The sequence below is a fragment of the Vibrio sp. UCD-FRSSP16_30 genome (assembly GCF_001676025.1).
Taxonomy (GTDB): Bacteria; Pseudomonadota; Gammaproteobacteria; order Enterobacterales; family Vibrionaceae; genus Vibrio.
Genome location: NZ_LZFW01000001.1, coordinates 165,138 through 185,185, shown reverse-complemented (window position 1 = coordinate 185,185; position 20,048 = coordinate 165,138). Strand labels below are relative to the sequence as shown.

The 20,048-nt window shown below is 41.5% G+C and carries 10 protein-coding genes; 9 read left to right on the top strand and 1 reads right to left on the bottom strand.

All coding sequences use genetic code 11. The annotated features are described in order from the left end of the window. Nucleotides 1-75: 75 nt before the first annotated feature. A complete protein-coding gene (locus A9260_RS00805) occupies nucleotides 76-4,761 on the bottom strand; it encodes a DUF3320 domain-containing protein (RefSeq protein WP_068695230.1) in 4,686 nt (1,561 codons plus the stop codon). Nucleotides 4,762-5,726: 965 nt separating this feature from the next. On the opposite strand from A9260_RS00805, the gene A9260_RS00800 reads away from it, so the two are divergent. From A9260_RS00800 to A9260_RS00760, 9 genes are all read left to right on the top strand, one after another. Continuing rightward, complete coding sequence (locus tag A9260_RS00800) at nucleotides 5,727-6,611, top strand: hypothetical protein (protein WP_156683982.1); 885 nt, start codon at nucleotides 5,727-5,729, stop codon at nucleotides 6,609-6,611. 48 nt (nucleotides 6,612-6,659) lie between these two features. Continuing rightward, on the top strand, nucleotides 6,660-7,664 hold the full coding sequence (locus tag A9260_RS00795; RefSeq protein ID WP_068695225.1) for an ABC transporter permease subunit: 1,005 nt from the start codon (nucleotides 6,660-6,662) through the stop codon (nucleotides 7,662-7,664). Continuing rightward, nucleotides 7,664-8,707: an ABC transporter permease subunit gene (locus A9260_RS00790; protein WP_068695223.1), complete on the top strand. Its 1,044-nt coding sequence runs from the start codon at nucleotides 7,664-7,666 to the stop codon at nucleotides 8,705-8,707. The genes A9260_RS00795 and A9260_RS00790 overlap by 1 nt, the downstream gene beginning before the upstream one ends. A gap of 4 nt (nucleotides 8,708-8,711) precedes the next feature. Then, complete coding sequence (locus A9260_RS00785) at nucleotides 8,712-10,574, top strand: extracellular solute-binding protein (RefSeq protein ID WP_082957152.1); 1,863 nt, start codon at nucleotides 8,712-8,714, stop codon at nucleotides 10,572-10,574. Between the two features lie 11 nt (nucleotides 10,575-10,585). After that, nucleotides 10,586-11,575 carry an ABC transporter ATP-binding protein gene (locus tag A9260_RS00780; RefSeq protein ID WP_068695219.1) on the top strand — a complete coding sequence of 330 codons (990 nt, stop codon included), beginning with the start codon at nucleotides 10,586-10,588 and terminating at the stop codon, nucleotides 11,573-11,575. After that, nucleotides 11,575-12,543: an ABC transporter ATP-binding protein gene (locus tag A9260_RS00775; protein WP_068695218.1), complete on the top strand. Its 969-nt coding sequence runs from the start codon at nucleotides 11,575-11,577 to the stop codon at nucleotides 12,541-12,543. Before A9260_RS00780 ends, A9260_RS00775 begins: the two co-directional genes overlap by 1 nt. Before the next feature lie 154 nt (nucleotides 12,544-12,697). Beyond that, nucleotides 12,698-13,768, top strand: coding sequence for a M42 family metallopeptidase (locus A9260_RS00770; RefSeq protein WP_068695216.1), 1,071 nt, complete (start codon nucleotides 12,698-12,700; stop codon nucleotides 13,766-13,768). Between the two features lie 482 nt (nucleotides 13,769-14,250). Further along, complete coding sequence (locus A9260_RS00765) at nucleotides 14,251-18,471, top strand: zinc-dependent metalloprotease (protein WP_068695213.1); 4,221 nt, start codon at nucleotides 14,251-14,253, stop codon at nucleotides 18,469-18,471. A gap of 188 nt (nucleotides 18,472-18,659) precedes the next feature. Continuing rightward, the gene (locus A9260_RS00760) at nucleotides 18,660-20,048 is read left to right on the top strand and encodes a hypothetical protein (RefSeq protein ID WP_068695211.1); all 1,389 of its coding nucleotides are present in this window, start codon (nucleotides 18,660-18,662) and stop codon (nucleotides 20,046-20,048) included.

Here is a 20,048-nt window from a genome sequence, read left to right as displayed (position 1 = left end):
AGGTGACACTGACTTTATTAAGTAATCTTTAATAAAAAACGGATTCACACTCAATAAAGTCAGCGTTATAACAATTTAAGCCTTAAATGTGTCTCCTTGGCGATTCAAGTGACCCAAGCTTTCTTGCATAGACAGAACTTCTTCAACCTTGCGCTTCATCGATTGACTGGTGCTGGAAAAACCCAGTATCTCTGTCACTGATTTTACCAAATCATCTTTAGATATCGAGAAAGTGTCCTGCACGGTTTCTTTGGCGGCAAGAGCAATCTCATCATCATAAACAAAGTCGAATTTGCGCTCATTAGAAGGCAATTGTTTACGGTTTCGCACCGTAGTTTCTTTCGCCGGATAAATGAGGTATTCAGCATCAAGTGTGATTTTACCTTGTTGCTGCAGATATTCTGCTGCTTGAGCAATCGCGCGGTTAATTCTGGCCCCTGAGCGCGTCGCGCCAACAGCTGAAAGTAAACGTATCGCTAAATGCTTACTGTGCATTGGTGATTCGACCTTTAACACTTTTTCAATGTCTTCGGCTAACAAATAGAGATCCGTTTCCGGTATGGTCTGCCCCACTGTCAGTGATAATTCGGCAATATCCGCTATCGCATAATCGGCAGAGGATGAACTTTCTTCCACTTCCACACGCTCAATCTCTGCTTTTACTGCCTTTTTCACAGGCTCAGTCACAACGATTTGTGTTTCATCAAAGTTTGCATAGTAAGCTTTTGCTGATTTCAGCGCGTCATCCAAACGCTCTGTAGCCTTATGGCGATTTCGAAACCAATCGGTGCTCCAAATACGGTGGAATCGCCAACCCAGTCCTTCTAACACACCTTGGCGAATGCGGTCTCTGTCTCGAGCGCTTTTCGAGCTATGATAGGTTGCGCCGTCACATTCAACTGCTAACATATAACGCCCCGGTTTACTTGGGTCACGCACCGCAATATCAATATAAAATCCAGCGCAGCCAACTTGAGGCTGAACTTCATACCCTAAGCTGCGAATGGTCGAGATGACTTCTTCTTCAAATGGTGAATCCGGTTCTTTGCCTGTTTCTTGTGGGCGAACCAACTCTTTAGTATCGGCGTAGTGCAGAAAGTTTTTCAATGCTCGAACACCAAATGGGGTTTCGCCAGTTGTCGGCATCTCTTCGGCTTTGAAATTACAAAAGACTTGCATGCTCATTCGGGCTCGTGAAATTAATACGTTCAAGCGGCGCTCGCCACCAGCTGAGTTAACCGGACCAAAGCTCATCGGCAAACGTCCTTCCGGAGTTTTACCATAGCCAATACTGATAAAAATGGCATCGCGCTCATCACCCTGAACGTTTTCAAGGTTCTTAACAAAGAAGTCCTCACCTTCGGCGTGCGCGCCAAAGAAGTGTTCTAAATCTGGGTTTTCTTTTCGCAAGCGGTCAACTTCAAGCAAAATGCAATCTCGTTGCGCGGTACTAAAAGCCACCACGCCCAATGTTTGATTGGGGGATGTTTTGGCATGTTCTATCACCGCTTTGGCCAGTTCACCGGCTTCACCAACATTGACTCTTGCGCCGCCTCTATCGTAGGTAGTGTGCGGTAAGTAATTGAGATTCAATCCTGTGGCATGCGGATTAATCCCAGATGATGGGAAGATCATCAACTTATTGTCGTAAAATTCTTGGTTTGATACCGCAATTAACGATTCATGACGACTACGATAGTGCCAGCGCAACATTCTTTCTGGAGAACCTGCCGCGAGGAACATGCCAAGGATACTTTCAATATCTGCCGTCATGCTCTCTTCAGCTTCTTCATCATCGACAGAATATTGTCGACCAAAGAAGCTCGTTGGAGGCATCTGTTTAGTATCACCAACCACAATCATTTGCTTAGCTCGTAATATTGCGCCTAAACCATCGGCTACTTTTACCTGTGAGGCTTCATCAAAAACCACCAGATCAAACTCAATGCTTTCAGGATCAAGGTAAGTTGCGATGGACATCGGGCTCATCATAAAGACCGGTTTAATCTGCTGAATCGCACGCCCTGCACGATTAATAAGACGTCTTATCGGTAAATGTCTGCGCTTTTTATTAAACTCACGGCGCAGAATTTCAACCTCACCTCTAGCGCTCGGGTTTGGCAAGCGCTCAAATAAATCTTCGACTAGTTTTTCTTGAGCAAAGTTAAAGAGCTGTTTATCGATGTTTTTAAATTGCTCTATGCATTGCTCATGGGCAACACGGTCAAAATCTCGAATTGCGGGTTGTTGTTCATACACTTCACTAACAAGTTGCGAGTAGTAACGGTATTGAAAACCGATCACCATCAATGCAGGTTTCTCTTGCCAAGTAAATGCCAACTGACTCCATGGCTGTAGCTGCTGCTGATTTAAACTTTCAGAAATACGATTAAAGCGCACCAATTCATACACATTGTCCATATCCGCAATCACTTGCGGCAGATCTTGTACATTATGTTTGGCAATCTGTGTTGTAAATGATGGCTCATCAAGCTGCAAATCAGTACATAGCGTCTGGGCAACCTCATCATATTGCGAGACCAAACTATTAATCGCGCTGATTTGAGCATGGCTAATAGGGGTTTGGGCGCTATCAAAATAATCGCTAACGCCATTGTCTATCTCGCCTTCATCAATAGATTTAGTCGTGTCATATAGCCACTGCATTGGCGAGAATAGCGCGCTCCAATCGGTTCGCTCGTGACGGAAATTGTCACCAATAACTTTGATGGCCGCTTGTGCAGATTCGATAAATTCTCGCTGCTGAGATTTTAACTGTAAGATGCCATCAATCGAGGCAAGCCAATCATCGACATCGCCTGACAAGCCATTGCTTCGAAGACCGGCATAGATTGCCTTCATCTTTCTAAAATCGCCAGATAAGAAACGCCACCACTTTTTACCTGTGGTCGAAAACACGCCTCGAGTTGCGCTCCAGTCATAATCAAAAGCTTGCTCGGTAAATTCGGCTTGTAATTGCTGTTTAGTGCTTTGAAGATCCAAGCCACTCTTGGCAAATTGCAAAATGGCGTCACCATTTTGTGTCCAATTTGATAAGTCGCAATGAATCCCCTGTAAATTGGGTTTTGATGCAATTACATCTAATGATTTAAGCGCTTTTAGTGCATCTAAATAACAATCAACAGGCATGGATAATGATACGTGGCAGGCTAACTGCTGCACCGTTTCAATGATTTTTTGTTGAAGAATCACCAGTTTTTCTGCGCTGGATTTAGCGCGAGTAACAACAGCAGGCGACACTTCGCTAAGAGTGGTCGAGCAATAACTATTAACAAATGGCGCACCATGCGCTGATAAATAATCCACCAACTCCTGCACAATACCCAGTACTTGTTTGTACTGACTGTTCGACCAATTTGACGCAGGTGAAATCACTTCTGGAAGCTGAGACTTGTCAATACCTTCATCTTGCAACACTTGCTCAGTATGTAGGGAGTGACCTAATGCCACTTGATAACTGATATCGGTCTGTTTAATCGGCGCATTGACTGCCGCGCTGTAATCATCTAATTGGGCACGCAGTGAAACCAATTTTTGAATATCATCGCCACGTTTGGGAGAGACAGGAACTTTTTGCAATAATGCCTCTTCTAGAGAGCCCAGCACTGCTTTTTTATTGGCTTTGTTTGAGTGAAGCTCTAAAACAGAATCACCAATACTACAGTTATCTAATCGCCTTTTAACGACGTCCAGTGCCGCCATTTTTTCTGCGACAAACAACACTTTTTTATTGTCGGCTAGTGCTTGAGAAATGATGTTGGTAATGGTTTGAGATTTACCTGTACCAGGAGGACCTTGAATCACCAAGTTTGCCCCCGATCTTGCCGCCAATACCGCTTCGGTTTGACTCGAATCAGAATCGAGCACTAATTGAATCGCTTCTGCTTTATTGACATCCATCGGCGTCGAATCTAAATGCGTTCGATCCGATTCAAATCCACCGCCAAATAGGCTTTTGATCACTTCATGCTGTGATGGTTTTTTGCCTTCAGGCCACGCTTCATCTGATAAGTCTTGGTACATTTGAAACTTACCAAAAGAGAAGAAGCTCAAAGCAATTTTGTCAGTCACGACCTGCCAACGCGTTTCTTTGGCAATTGCTTGGCTGACCTTTTCAAAATAAGTCGTTAAATCAAACTCATCTTCATCGTGACCAAACTTAGGCAGTTCAATGGCATAATCCATTCTCAATTTTGCTGCTAGAGTTAAATTGGTGCCAAGGTCGGCATCAGTGTAAGACAGCTTAAAAGCGTCACCAGCTTCTGCGCGAACCAGCGTCACCGGAATCAAAACCAATGGGGCATAACGAGGTTTGTCAGAGCTTTGATCTTCGTACCATTTGATAAAGCCGGTGGCGATATACAAAATATCGACACCTTGCTCTTGAACATAAGTCTGGGCTTCTGAATGAATTTTAAGAAGGCGAGTATCTAAACTGTGGCTAAAGAGTTGTGTTTGCAGCGCCGCATCTTCGTGACGTTTTTCGCCAACCTGCCCCTGTAGGTGTTCAGTTAATGCACTGAGTTGTAAGGGAACTTCATCATCTTTTAATTTGTCTGGTGCAGGCAAGAACTTCATAGTTTTATTCTTGCTAACCAAAATATCAAAAATTTGAGAGGATCTTTCATCCACTATATCAAGAACCTTAGCCCCTTTGCCTAAACTTAGAAGTGTATTACCACGTAATCCCATATCTAGGAGTTCTTGACGACTTTTCTCAAACACAGTTTTGATTTTCATACTCTTACTTATCGTAAATTATCTTTAAAATTCATATAGTAAACAATGGTATACCATCAGGGTGAGATCACGAACGTTATATGAACAAAATCATGTGCATTATCGGAACCACTCTTTGTGACATTAGTTTGTGGCATGGATGCCACTATGAAGCCATCAAGGATGATTTCACGGCGTCTTGTGGAGATGATGTTCATGATTGATCGATAAGTGTTCACTCATGCGTTCGCCCTAGGCATACCATTAATTTGCCGCAGCATAATATACATCATTCATAGCGTGAAACAGAGTTAGTATCTTTAGTTTTCATTTATTATTGATGTTATTGTAACCGCTCTTTCACAGACCGACCTATATTCGCAACATTGCATTTATTAAAAGTAATTTTGATGCGCATCTGAACCTGCTTTCATGAACTAATATGGCAGAGTTAATATATGACTTGTGATAAACACTTTATTTACCATTAAATTTGGAATGTTACTTTGCGCATTTAATTGTTGAGTATTGTATTTAATAAAAATGAGTATTTGTTGATTTATTAACTAACCAAAAATGCATTCTTATATATAAGGTATTTTTAGTTTTTTATAATGATTTAGATAACAAGTTCTTACAAATTATGTATTATAAAATTTAGCAACAGTGCGTGGGAGGGATCCAAACTCTTATTACGCTAGGCATTTAACGATACTCTTTTAAGTTTCACTTTTCGTTAGTTGTTTATATCGTAGAAAGAAATCGCAAGTTGGACTAAGTGATAAATTCATTTACGTCAGGTAAGGATTGCTATGTTTATTAATTACTTAAGGTAGTTAAGTAATTAAACCACCGAATATAGATCTACAGAAATAAAGATGCTGTTGATTGAATAAGAGTGTGGTTTTTAACCTAAATAGTGCTATTGATTGCCGTGAATCCCTCTCAATAAGTACAGATTATTCGACTTTTATTGAGACACCCAATTGAACAGATCAAATCTAGTGATAAAAACCGGGGTATTACTTGCCATCTTCTCGCTATCAGCGACAACGGCTCTAGCAAGTGAAACAGACACTACGCAATCCCAAGCAGCACAAACTGATTCACAGCAAACCTTCACACCGCATTGGACAGGGTATGTGGAAGCGACCTATGCCGATGACTGGGCTTCTGACTATCGTGATGATCGCAATGTCGAATTTGACATGCAGCTGGGATATCAATTTACTAGCCATGTCAGTGCAGGGATTATTACCGGTACCTATTACCTAGATAATTCTACGTGCTCTGCGCACTCAAAAGACTATTGGTGTATCGCCCCAACCTATCTTTATACCAACTACAGCAATCTTTATAGCTTTGGTCATGATGACTTAGTTACTATTGGTGCCAAAGGTCGTATTTTGTTGCCGACAACTCAATACGCTCAAGATACACACCTCTATTTTGGTGCGTTCGCTTATCTACCGATTTCATTTGATGTTAACCGCTATGTCAAAGGCCTTAGCTTAGTGCTGCAACCTAACGTGAAAAAGTATTTCAACAAATACAAAACTGCAGGTGGCCAAAACTTAACTGACTACTCTTTGGGTTTTGATCTATCCAGTACTTATCAAATCACGGATAAAATTGTGTTCTCTGTGAGCATGACCGACAGCCATTATGTAACGTATGCGGGTAACTCAACCTACCCTACACTTAGTCATACCGAAGAAATTGGTTATGAATTAACTGACAGTTGGTATATGGGCGTAGGTTATTCCAACAATGCACAGTACTACAATCCAGAACATGGCTCTAACCCAATAAGCAGTCTCTTTGACGACAAAGACCCGCATTTTTATCTGACGACATACTATGCCTTTTAAGTACTATAAATTCGAAGTCAGTAACACCAACGAACAAAGGAAATTAAATTGCTAGGTTATTTTATTAAAAGACTGTTGCTTATTATCCCTACCTTTATCGGGATAACAGTACTGATCTTTTGTTTAACTCGTTTTGTTCCAGGTGGCCCTGTTGAACGTATGATCTCTCAAATGCAAATGAGTGGCGGCTCTAAAACAGCAGCGCAAACATTGTCAGAAGGTGAGATTAACGAACTTAAAGCACTATATGGCATGGATAAACCCGTCTATATCGCCTATTCAGATTGGCTTAATGACTTGGTTCACCTAAACCTTGGTGTCTCTACTCGTTATTACGATCCTGTATGGGACATGATTAAAGATCGTATGCCGGTCTCTTTATTCTATGGTTTGATATCGCTGATTCTTAGCTATGGTATTGCTATCCCCTTAGGGATATATAAAGCAATTCATCATGGCAGTAAGGGCGATAACATCAGTTCGGTTATCATCTTCATTGGTTATTCCATGCCTAACTATGTATTAGGGGTGCTATTGCTCTCCTTATTGGCATTCTATTTTGATGTGTTGCCTTTAGGTGGATTTACCAGCAATAACTTTGAAGAACTCAGTTTATTTGGACAAATCAAAGACTTAATTTCTCACGCTATTTTACCGGTTATCTGTTACACCATTGCAGATGTGGCTATTTTAACCATGACCATGAAAAATAACTTACTCGAAAATTTGTCATCTGATTATATTAAAACAGCGGTCAGCAAGGGTTTAACCTATAAAGATTCTGTTTATAAACATGCTCTTAGAAACAGCATGATCCCAATTGCCAGTCATTTTGGTTCGGTTATAAGTGTGTTTCTATCAGGCTCATTCTTAATTGAAGTTGTATTTAATATTGATGGTATTGGCCAGCTTGGTTATGAGGCCATTATCCAGAGAGATTACCCTGTTGTAATGGGTATTTTGGCACTTTCTGCATTGTTACTTATGTTTGGTAATATCATCTCTGATCTCTGTGTTGCAGCGGTTGATCCTCGCGTTAAGTTTGGTAAATAATGTTTAATTTTGATGAACTGACTAAAAAGAAGATTTCACGTTTTTGTTCCATCAAGCGTGGTTATTTTTCTCTGATATTTTTAGTATTGTTGGTTGTATTGTCGCTCTTTTCTGAAGCGCTCATTAACAGCAAAGCTCTCGTCGTGTCTTACCAAGGACACTTGTACTTTCCTACGTATACCAAAATGCTAACCGGTACTACGTTTGGAGAAAAGTACGGTTACGAAGCAGATTATCGCGCTTTACAAACTAAATTTGAAAAAGCGGATAAGGGTGACTGGGTGATTATGCCTATCATCCCTTGGAACCCTCTGGAGCAAGATTACTCCAACGGCTTCCCACCAACTGCGCCAGATGCCCATTCTCAGCATTATTTCGGTACTGATAATTCAGGTCGTGATGTCTTGGCACGTTTGGTTTATGGCTTCCGTATCGCGATATTTTATGCCTTTATCACCCTTGGTGTTTGTTACTTCATTGGGGTCATTGTCGGCAGTGCCATGGGCTACTTAGGTGGTAAGTTTGACCTTATCATGCAGCGGATCATTGAAGTGTGGTCCATGTTACCCATGCTGTACGTCATCATGATACTGGTGTCGATAATGAAGCCGAACTTTGCTTTGTTTGTGTTTATCAACGTGTTGTTTGGTTGGATTCCGATCACCTGGTACATGCGCTCAATCTCTTATAAAGAGCGGGCTCGCGAATATGTATTGGCTGCACGAGCACAAGGCGCAAGTTCATGGCGAATCATCACCAAGCATATATTGCCGAACACCTTAGTCATGGTGGTGACATTAGCGCCGTTTACGATTGTGGCAAATATCTCAACGCTAACTGCGCTTGATTATCTAGGCTTAGGGCTTACACCCCCTACCCCAAGCTGGGGTGACTTATTGCAACAAGGTAAATCGAACCTTGATGCATGGTGGATTATGAGTTCGGTTGTATTCTCAATTGTTGGGATTCTAACTATGATCACTTTCATTGGTGAAGCAATCCGCGAAGCTTTCGACCCTAAAAAACAAACTAAGTACAGCTAATATCATGAATCTGAATACACTAAAAACATCGACGTTATTGGTTGCACTTATGGGCGCGGTAGCCATCGCGCCTGCATGCGCCAACGCCTCTGACGCTCAGGCTCAGGCTAAAACGCAGCAACAAGCGCCTAAATTGCCAAGTGACTTAACTTGGATTTCAAATCCTGATTTACCACTGTTTGCTAGCCCAAAAGCGAAGCGCGGTGGTACGCTTAATTTGTATTTCTCGTCGTATCCTTTAACGCTACGTACTATTGGTCCTGATACCAGCACCTCATTTCGTTCTTACTTAATGGATGCCTACCCGGCTTTGCTCGGTCTGCACCCAAATACACTACAGGCTTACCCTTCTCTAGCCACCCAATGGGCATTTAGTGAAGATAATAAGACCATGTATTTCCGACTTGATCCTGCGGCAAAATGGACAGATGGCGAACCAATCACCGCTGACGATTTTCAATTTATCTTTGATTATGTACGTAATCCAAACGTACACGCGCCATTTTATAAGAACTACTACACTCATAAAATTACAGGCATTACCGTGTACGATAAGTACACCATTGCTCTGCACTCTGCCGATGCACTGCCGCATGCGCAGTTAATCGATCGCTTAAATACACAACCTAAACCTAAGCATTTCTTTAAAGATGGCATCGACAAAGATTACCTACGCACATTTAACTGGAAAGCTGAACCAACAACGGGTCCTTATTATGTATCGGCACTAAAAAAAGGCCGTAACATTGAATTGACTCACGTTAAAGATTGGTGGGGCTATCACAACCGCTATCTAAAAAATCGCTACAACGTAGATAAAATTCGTTTTTCAGTTATCCGCGATCCTGATTTAGCGTATCGCTATTTTGAGAAAGGTGAATTGGACGTATTTAACATCAATTCTCAGAAATTGTGGTTTGAAAAAACTGATTCTAAGCCGTTCCGTAAAGGCTACATTGTTAAATCAATGCTCAATAATGAAGTCTCTAAAGGAGCTGCCGGTATCTGGCTAAATATGGCAGACCCTATGCTAAGCAATGCCGATTTAAGAGAAGGTATCGCTTACTCTCTTAACTTTGATTCTGTTATCGAGCACGTACGCCATGGTGAAGCTAAGCGTCAAAACGGCTTTGGTACTTTGGTCGGTGACTATGCGCAGCCTAAAGATGTTGGCGTAAAACCTTTCTCCCCTGTTGAGGCGAGAAAACATTTTGCCAAAGCCGGTTATACCACATTAGGTTCTGATGGTGTGTTGTATAACAAGCAAGGTCAACCGCTGCAAATGACCTTAACTTACCTAAACTCAGGTTCAACTGCAGACGTTATTATTTTAAAAGAACAGGCAAAGAAAGCAGGATTAGACATTGAACTTAAACTGGTTGATGCATCGACAGGATTTAAATCGCTGTTAGAGAAAAAATATCAATCGGCTTACTTCTCTATGTCATCAGGTCTGTATCCAGGTTATAGACAGTATTTCCATTCGAGTACGGCGGTTCCTCAAACCAATAACTTCTTTAGTTATGCCAACCCAGAAATGGATAAATTGATCGTTAAATTTGACCAAGCATCAACAGCAAAAGAACAAGTAGTGCTTTCTAATCAGATTCAAAAAATGATCATGAAAGCCAACTGCTTTATCCCAGGCACAACGGCTCAATTTACCCGTTCTGCTCATTGGCGTTATGTTCGTTTACCTAAAAACCTAGGGACTGCTCAATCTCGATTCTTATTTGACGAAGCGAGTCTTGACCTTGGCTTAATGTGGATTGATACCGATATGAAACGTGAAGTTCTACAAGCGAAAAGCAAAGGGGATACGTTCCCTAGAATTACTCATTTAAGCACGCAAATCATCGGTCAATAAGGTAGTTGGATATGTCAGATAAAGTCGTACTGTCACTAAAAAATGTGACGACAACATTTAGCACCGATGAAGGCGATATTACCGCTCTAAACGGCGTTACCTTTGATGTTATTGCTGGCCGAACTATCGGAATCGTTGGTGAGTCTGGTTGTGGTAAAAGTATCACTGCAGCTTCAATTATGAACCTGCTACCGCAGCCTTATGGCAATGTAACCGACGGTGAAATTCTGTTTGAAGGTCGTGATATTACTAAGCTAAATGAAGCTGAACGTTGCGCAATGCGCGGCCACGATATCTCAATGATCTTCCAAGATCCTATGACAGCGCTAAACCCTGTAGTCAGAGTGGGCAAGCAAGTTGAAGAGGTCTATGAGCTTCATAGTGATAAATATACTGATTCAGCTAGTCGCCGTCAGGCTGTGCTAGAAATGTTCAAAAAAGTCGGTATCTCTGAGCCTGAAAAGCGTTTGGATGTCTACCCTCATGAATTATCTGGTGGTATGCGTCAGCGTGTCATTATTGCAATGGCGCTCGCCTGTGAGCCTAAAGTATTAATCGCTGATGAACCGACTACTGCGTTAGATGTCACGATTCAAGCCCAAATTCTTGAGTTAATGAAGCGTATGCAAAAAGAGCTCGGCATGGCCATTGTCTTCATCACTCACGACCTAGGCGTTGTGGCAGAAATCTGTGATGACGTAGCGGTAATGTATGCAGGTAATGTAGTTGAGCAAGGTACTGTTTATCAAATCTTTGGTAAGCCTACTCATCCTTATACGCAAGGCTTACTCGCGTCGATGCCAACGGTATCTTCTGTGCCAAAAACACAGCTCAATACCATTGAAGGCAGTGTGCCACAATTGAAAGATATGCCTGTGGGTTGTCGTTTTGTCAACCGCTGCCCTATCGCAATGGAACGCTGTAAAACCATTAAGCCACAACCAACAACTGTTGAACCTGGCCACCTTGTTTCTTGTCTCGCTGTTAAAGAGGTTATGTAATGACACAAGCTACGCCATTACTCCAAGTTAAAGATTTAAAACAGCACTTCTTGGTGTCTAACAAACTATTTCAAGCGAAAAAATACGTCTACGCTGTCGACGGTGTTTCTTTTGATATTTATCCTGGCGAAACTATTGGTCTTGTCGGAGAGTCTGGCTGTGGTAAAAGCACCGTTGGACGCACCCTACTCAAATTATACGAACCAACCTCTGGTAGTATCTTTTTTGAAGGTCGCGACATCACCGGACTTAACCCAAAACAAATGACTTCTCTGCGCAAAGAGATGCAGGTTATTTTACAAGATCCGCTGGAGAGCCTTAACCAGCGCCATACCGTTGGTGACATATTAAGAGAACCATTTCAAATTCATGGTGTTGGCACGGCAAAAGAGCAAGATCAATGGGTATCGGAACTACTGATTAAAGTGGGTTTACGCCCCGATGCCGCTTCACGTTTCCCCCATGAATTTTCTGGTGGTCAGCGTCAACGTATCGGTATTGCTCGCGCAATCGCACTAAAACCAAAGCTCATCGTGTGTGATGAGTCTGTCTCAGCCCTTGATGTATCGGTACAAGCGCAAATTGTTAATCTTCTTTTAGATCTACAAAAAGAAATGAACATTGCCCTTATCTTTATCGCCCATGACCTTTCTGTTGTAAGACATGTATCGGATGTGATTGCGGTGATGTATCTGGGTAAATTTGTCGAGATAGGCAAAGCTGAAGATGTCTTTAACACGCCAAAACACCCTTATACAAAAGCGTTAATTTCTGCCATTCCTCAGCCTGATCCGTGGGCAAGAAAGGACAGAATTATCCTTAAAGGTGATATTCCATCACCAATGAATCCACCGCCGGGCTGTGCATTTTCAACACGATGCCATCTTGCGCAAAAGTCCTGCTTTGAACGCCCACAAACTTTAAGTGACGGCGAGCATCGAGTGGCTTGTCACTTGGTTGAATCATAAACAAATAACACGAAAAAATTATAAGAGTTGCAGTGATATTACTCACTGCAACTCTTTTAGCTGTGCCGTTTATTTAATTACAAATTTATGCTCAATCGCCTTGCAACACGTTAGCTAGGCGGTAGCGCAAATCAAACTATACGAGAATAATGCTATGGAAAAGAAACTCATTGAGCTTAAAAAACTAACTGAACTTAACGCCGTTCCCGGTAACGAAGGCGAATGTCGCCGTTACATGGCAAAACGTTTTGAAGGTCTTGCTGATGAAGTCGTACTCGACAACCTTGGTAGCATCATTGGTAGCAAAATCGGCGCAGAACATGGCCCTCGCATCATGCTTGCAGGTCACATGGATGAAGTGGGTTTCATGGTAACTGAAATCGAAAAGTCTGGTTTTATTAAGTTTACTCCGCTAGGTGGTTGGTGGAGCCAAGTGATGCTTGCTCAGCAACTGACTATTACTACAGGTGAAGGTAAACACATCCATGGTGTGACTGGCAGCAAGCCACCACATATTCTAAAACCAGCTGAACGCACTAAACCAGTTGAAATCGACACTATGTTTATTGATGTTGGTGTTGCGTCTAAAGAAGAAGCAGAAGCACTTGGCATTAAACCGGGTGATATGATCACACCATTCATTGATTTTCGTGAAATGGCGAACAAAGACTACCTTCTTGGTAAAGCATTTGATAACCGCATTGGTTGCGCTATTGCATTGGATGTCATGGACAACCTAAAAGATGCACAACATCCTAACCAACTGTTCTCTGTTGGTACAGTGCAAGAAGAAGTGGGTCTACGCGGCGCGCGTACAGCATCAAACCTTGTTCAGCCAGAGATCGCAATTGCAGTCGATGTAGGTATTGCAGATGATACTCCAGGATGTGACAACAAAGGCGTAATGGGTAAAGGTCCACAACTGACGTTAAAAGATGCGTCTATGGTGGGTCATAAAGGTCTACGTGAACTTTGTGTGAAAATCTGTGAAGAACTAGAAATTCCATTCCAATACCAAGTATTAAATGGTGGTGGTACTGACGCAGGTGCAATGCATGTTGCAGGTAACGGCGCGCCATCAATCTCAATTGGCATTCCTTCACGTTACATTCACTCTCATACTTCAATGATCCATAAACAAGATTATTACAACGCGACTAAGCTAATTACTGAGCTTGTTATGCGTTTAGATCGTGACACTGTTAATCATCTATTAATGAGCTAAAACAACCGTCCTATCTGTGGCGATATCACCTGATATCGCCCTTTATTTCCCTCCCCCTCTCATTATTCAACCTATTTCATTGACAATCAGATTCATTTTAAATTCGTAATCTTATTTATCGATTTGAATTGAAGCAGGTGTATTGCGCTAACATAGCTAGTCACGATTTTTCCGTAGCATGACTTTGATTCAACATATTCTGATTCCCTGCTACCAATCTCGTGAATATAAGCAATGTTAAAACGGTAAGCCAACATCTCAAGCGAACCCTCTAACATGCTGATTAAGAAAGGTTAATTTGAACTTTCTTTCCGTATTGATAATGACAAAATTATGTACAGTCCGGTGTACCCATCGCCATAAGTAGGCAATATTTTCGTAAGACGAAGCCGTTTCGCCGAAAGTAACTGCATAGAGCAGGCCTTATATATGGATATAACGTTTGGCGTAGCGCTTAAGACAAGTCTAAATAGGAACATAACATGAGAAAAACTCTGCTGCATTGCAGTATATTGCTTGCTTCCGCGACCCTAATCGGTTGTGGACCTGGCGACGAGTCTTATAACACGGTCGCAAAAGATCCAGATATGCTGTCTAGTGCAGACATAGAACAAAACGTTACTGCAACAGATGGCACTGTGCATGCTCGACGTTATCTTTACTTGCGAACCATTCGTAAGGCGCCACGTTATTTTGCATCTTTAGGCAGTAACTCATGGTTTAATGATACTAAACTTGTCACGCTTCACCGCTCTGAAAACGGCATTGATGTATTAGAAGAAGACAAAGGCGCGATCGGTGACGGTCAGGAGTACTCTCCATTTGATAACGCGGAAAACCTTCGTCCATTATTGACGATTAATGGTGACTACGTAGATTTCAAATGTTCTACCGATAGCTATGACAAATGTACTAACCAAGAACAAGAAAACAATGATGCCGACGTTAAATGGTTTCAGAAAAAATACTTCGTTCCAGATTTAGACAATCTCACCATCAAAGATGTCGGCTTCAACGACGTCGACATGAATCGATGCCTTAGTAAAAGTGGTGCTCCACGTATCGTTCGTCGTACTGAGACTACTGAGAATGGACAAACCGTAACTTGGAATGGCCAAGAGCTTGACCTTAAAAACGGCGTAATCAACCTTGAAATTGCGCAAGACTACACTGCAAGTCTTTCTGCGGGTTGTGAGGATTTCTCACCTCAAGATACCATTGATAACTACTCTCTAACGGTAACTAGCTTTGTCTCTATCGTTGCATTAGATGCGCAACGTAAAGACGACTCATCACCTGCTAGCACTTTAGTTTCTAAAAACTACAAACCAATTCCATACGCAGAGCAAGAATCAACCACATTTGGTTTCTTTAAAACCACCATCGAACATTTAGATACTTTTAATGATGGCACTAGTGACAGTCAATTCCGTCAATATCTAGACCGCTGGAACCCTGAAAAACCTGTCCTTCATTATTATTTATCAAACAACTTCTACGAAGCTAAGAATGCACCTTATTTAGCGGCTGCAACTCAAGGCGTGGCATTAATTAATGCTGAAAATGAAGTATTTAAATCTGGCGTACCGCACATTCAATTGGCTGCGGCTGGTAATCGCCAATCTGGTGATTTACGTTACGCTATCATCGAACTTGCTGATGAACCATTAGCAAATGGACTGCTAGGCTACGCGCCTATTGCGACAAACCCGCTAACAGGCGAAATCGTTTCTGGTGTTGTAAACCAATATAGCGGCAATGCTATCAATGTTGTTCCTTATTACTGGCAAGAACTTCGCCGTGCGTTCACTGGTGGTAAGTTCACTATGCAACAACTCAACTTGCAAGTGAAACAACCTGCAACTTATACTGCGGCAAAGCATAGTCTAACAGTTGGGCAAGCAAAAAATGTAATTACTCCAGTTGCATCGGATAGTTATCTAGTGGGTAATAAACTGACTCACTTTAGTAAACTATTATCTGGTGGATTTGATGTGCTGTCTTCTAGTCAGACCAATGACCTAGCACAGCATAAAACAGCCAACAGCATCTATGATGATGTTGAAGATGGCCAACAGGTATCCCTAGCCCGCCTTGCACAGCAACAACAAGAAGATCTATATACATTAGGTCATAACAATATGTTGAGCACTCAAGCATTAGAGCACACCTCATTTGGTCACGGTGACTACCGTACTCTACCAAAAGGTGTTCGTGAGCTAGACGGTCAAAAAGCGAACCTTTATCGTATTGACTGGAGTAAAGACAGCTACTATACCGACAGTACTCATACTAAATTGAAAAACTTTAAAGACTTAACGGTTGCTGACCAACAAGACTTAAAAGTGAAACTGTCTGCAGCTATTTTTGCTAGTACGCTAACGCATGAAATGGGACACAGCCTAGGGCTTCGTCACAACTTTATGGGTAGTATGGATGCGCAAAACTACAACTTTACTGGTCAAGACATGACTGCACTGAAGAGCAAACTTGCCGCAGTGGGTTATCCAAACATTGAACCTCATTCAAACTCTAGTAGCCGTATGGAATACAGCCTTGATGCTTACTCTACGGGTTATGGTCCATATGATATGGCCGCACTACGATTTGGCTATGCTCGCCAAGTAGAGCTTTCAAGTGATAGTAAAACTAACTTTGGTTCGGCGTTGAGCTCAACACTTAAAGACTTCCAAATTTCATCGGACCATTTCATTTCGCTTAAAAAACGTGATGATGCACGTCGTGCAGAAATTGCTAATCTTGAAGGTCGTGGTGAAGGTTTAGGTCAGTACTCTCGTGGTGTCCTTAATGGCAACTTGCTACCATTAACAAAAAGCTACAAGTTCTGTACAGATGATAATACTTTCTTAACTCATACATGTAACCGTTTTGATTCAGGTTTTACCGGCTCTCAAATTACGCACAACATGATTGAAAGTTACAAAGCGAGCTATCTAGATTCAAACACTCGTAATAATCGTGACAACTTTGGTATCAATTACCTGACCTATTACACCATTACTCGTATGAATATATTCAGCGCACTGCACGCGTTTATTGATGACTCACACGATATAATGGCAGATGGCGAAAGTGGTTTGGAATTATCAAACCAAAACGTGATCAATACGGTTATTGGCGAATGTCATACTCAAGACCCGGACACTGGTGAATACGATGAAGCCAATATTCCGACTCTTATGTCTCTCTATAATGATATAGAAATATCTAGCTTGGTCTGTGACCTTGTTGATTCTACTCAGAATGGCCGTCAATTCTTGCTTGATACTGCCCTATCTCCAATTGAACGCCGTATTTCCGCAAATTATCTTGTAGATGGCATCCCGTATTCTCTTAACCTTCCACTTGATTCAGTTAAAAGTTTATACGTCAAAGCAAATGGTTCATTAGGCTTAGAGCCTGGAGAAGTATTACTAGATTCGGATAGTAATCCACAGCTTCTGCGTGATATGACACAATATGCTGTTGATCAAGTAACAGATAACAAAGGCAAGCTAATAGAAAAAGATACCGTTATAAAGGGTATCTCTATGAGTGCTAAAGTTGAGTTAACGGGTCAGTCTCTCAACAGTATGATTTCTGATACAGCAGATCCAAACCATCCATATGTTAATGATCGTGATGTACTGGGTGTATGGCCTGATAAACTGCTTGCAGTTAGAACGTTGCTCACCCGTAGTCAGTCACATCTAACCACATCAAGCACAACGGCTTCATTGGTAGATAGTGCATTTACTGGTGAAATCCTGAAATTAGGCATATGTCGTCAAGCTCTGGGTAATGTTTACCCCGATCCTCAAGCTGTTGATAAAGATGGCAATCCGGCGGTTGACGACAAAGGTAACCCTATACCTAACCCGGATGGTGGCAACCTTAGCGCTTGTCTATCAGTATTGAGCAGTGACATCTACAGTAATGGCTTCCTAGATCAAGCATCATTAAACTCTGTTAGTAGCGCTTATGCTGCGCAAAATGTATCTTATAACTCATTATTTGACTGGGCGACCACTAATATTGAAACTGTTCCATCATTTGCTTATCCAGTAGCGTCTTACTTTAATCTGCCAATTACTGGTGATGTAAGCTTGTTAAGAGCAATGCTAAACCAATTTGTACTTGGCTCTTCGACTGATAATACCGGCGTTCAGCTTAATGCAACGTCAAAAGGCTATCGTGAATTTGCGAGTGTCTATGATGCTGATTCAATATATAACTATCAAACACCAGTCATGGTTGATTTTAATAATCTCACTGATATAGATACTATTACAGCTCATTTGGATGGTTTGATAAAACATAACGCTTTAGCTAAAAGTCTAATTGTTCGTATGGTAGGGTCTAAAGAAGACTTTGTTATTAAGGAGAACAACCGATTAGCATTAGTATTGTTGCAAGCTTATTTCACTGCATCGGATGCAGTGCAAAATGACTCAAATCAATTACAACAGCTAATCGCAACAAACGTTCCTCTTTTAACTGATGAGCAATTAGCGCAAGCTGCAGCGTTAAGTGACACTCAACTACAAGCATTAGGTGCTGACGTAGTGAGCCAAGTTAACTTAACTAAAGATTTACAAGTTAATCAGGCAACGACTGAACGCTTAGCAAAAATCCTACAAACAATGCCACGTACAGATCGTAATGCAGAGCTCGATAGCAACTCTGTACTCACATCTTACTAGTTAAGTAATTGTAGATTAAATACCAAGACAAATAATCATTTCACTTGATTTGATAACTTAATATAAAGCAACACCCTTGGGTGTTGCTTTTTCAAGTTAAAGAACCACTAAAAAAGAACTCTTACTTTATAGTAACGGTATTATAGATAAATATACCTTTACTATCTTGATCTATAAGGATGGTGATTGTGCCTAAATTATTAATCGCGTTATTGTGTAGCTTATCACTATCTGGGTGTGGTGGTTCTAGTGACGATGTACCTAGTCCATCTAAAAAAGATATAAAACTCCCTGCCCCCACCAATGTAACATCTACCTCAGAAAACACCTCGATGGTGGATATTACTCCTAACCAAATTAGTTCTCCTATGGTGAATATAGAAGCGGCTTACAATACCCCTATAAAAGACCCGAATATGTTATTGAGTAGTGACATTGACCAAATGGTTAAGTCAGGTAATGGCTCAGAACATGCACGACGTTACCTTTATTTACGAACCATTCATAAGGCGCCACATTATTTTGCATCTTTAGGCAGTAACTCATGGTTTAATGATACTAAACTTGTTACGCTTCACCGAACCAAAAATGGTATCGATGTTTTAGAAGAAAACACGAGTACCATTACTACAGACCAAGAATACTCTTCATTTGTCAACAGGGTAAGTCGTCCTCTATTAACGATTAATGGTGACTACGTAGATTTCAAATGTTCTACCGATAGCTATGACAAATGTACTAACCAAGAACAAGAAAACAATGATGCCGACGTTAAATGGTTTCAGAAGAAATACTTCGTTCCAGATTTAGACAATCTCACCATCAAAGATGTCGGCTTCAACGACGTCGACATGAATCGATGCCTTAGTAAAAGTGGTGCTCCACGTATCGTTCGTCGTACCGAGACTACTGAGAATGGACAAACCGTAACTTGGAATGGCCAAGAGCTTGACCTTAAAAACGGCGTAATCAACCTTGAAATTGCGCAAGACTACACTGCAAGTCTTTCTGCGGGTTGTGAGGATTTCTCACCTCAAGATACCATTGATAACTACTCTCTAACGGTAACTAGCTTTGTCTCTATCGTTGCATTAGATGCGCAACGTAAAGACGACTCATCACCTACTAGCACTTTGGTTTCTAAAAACTACAAACCAATTCCATATGCAGAAAAAGAATCCACCACATTTGGTTTCTTTAAAACCACCATCGAACATTTAGATACTTTTAATGATGGCACTAGTGACAGTCAATTCCATCAATATCTAGACCGCTGGAACCCTGAAAAACCAGTCCTTCATTATTATTTATCAAACAACTTCTACGAAGCTAAGAATGCACCTTATTTAGCGGCTGCAACTCAAGGCGTGGCATTAATTAATGCTGAAAATGAAGTATTTAAATCTGGCGTACCGCACATTCAATTGGCTGCGGCTGGTAATCGCCAATCAGGTGATTTACGTTACGCTATCATCGAACTTGCTGATGAGCCATTGAAATGGACTGCTAGGCTACGCGCCTATTGCGACAAACCCGCTAACAGGCGAAATCGTTTCTGGTGTTGTAAACCAATATAG

What these genes read in the sequence shown, in the direction of transcription:
- A9260_RS00805 (WP_068695230.1), bottom strand. Translation starts at nt 4,761, where the DNA reads ATGAAAATCAAAACTGTGTTTGAGAAAAGTCGTCAAGAACTCCTAGAT.
- A9260_RS00790 (WP_068695223.1), top strand. Translation starts at nt 7,664, where the DNA reads ATGTTTAATTTTGATGAACTGACTAAAAAGAAGATTTCACGTTTTTGT.
- A9260_RS00785 (WP_082957152.1), top strand. Translation starts at nt 8,712, where the DNA reads ATGAATCTGAATACACTAAAAACATCGACGTTATTGGTTGCACTTATG.
- A9260_RS00780 (WP_068695219.1), top strand. Translation starts at nt 10,586, where the DNA reads ATGTCAGATAAAGTCGTACTGTCACTAAAAAATGTGACGACAACATTT.
- A9260_RS00775 (WP_068695218.1), top strand. Translation starts at nt 11,575, where the DNA reads ATGACACAAGCTACGCCATTACTCCAAGTTAAAGATTTAAAACAGCAC.
- A9260_RS00770 (WP_068695216.1), top strand. Translation starts at nt 12,698, where the DNA reads ATGGAAAAGAAACTCATTGAGCTTAAAAAACTAACTGAACTTAACGCC.
- A9260_RS00765 (WP_068695213.1), top strand. Translation starts at nt 14,251, where the DNA reads ATGAGAAAAACTCTGCTGCATTGCAGTATATTGCTTGCTTCCGCGACC.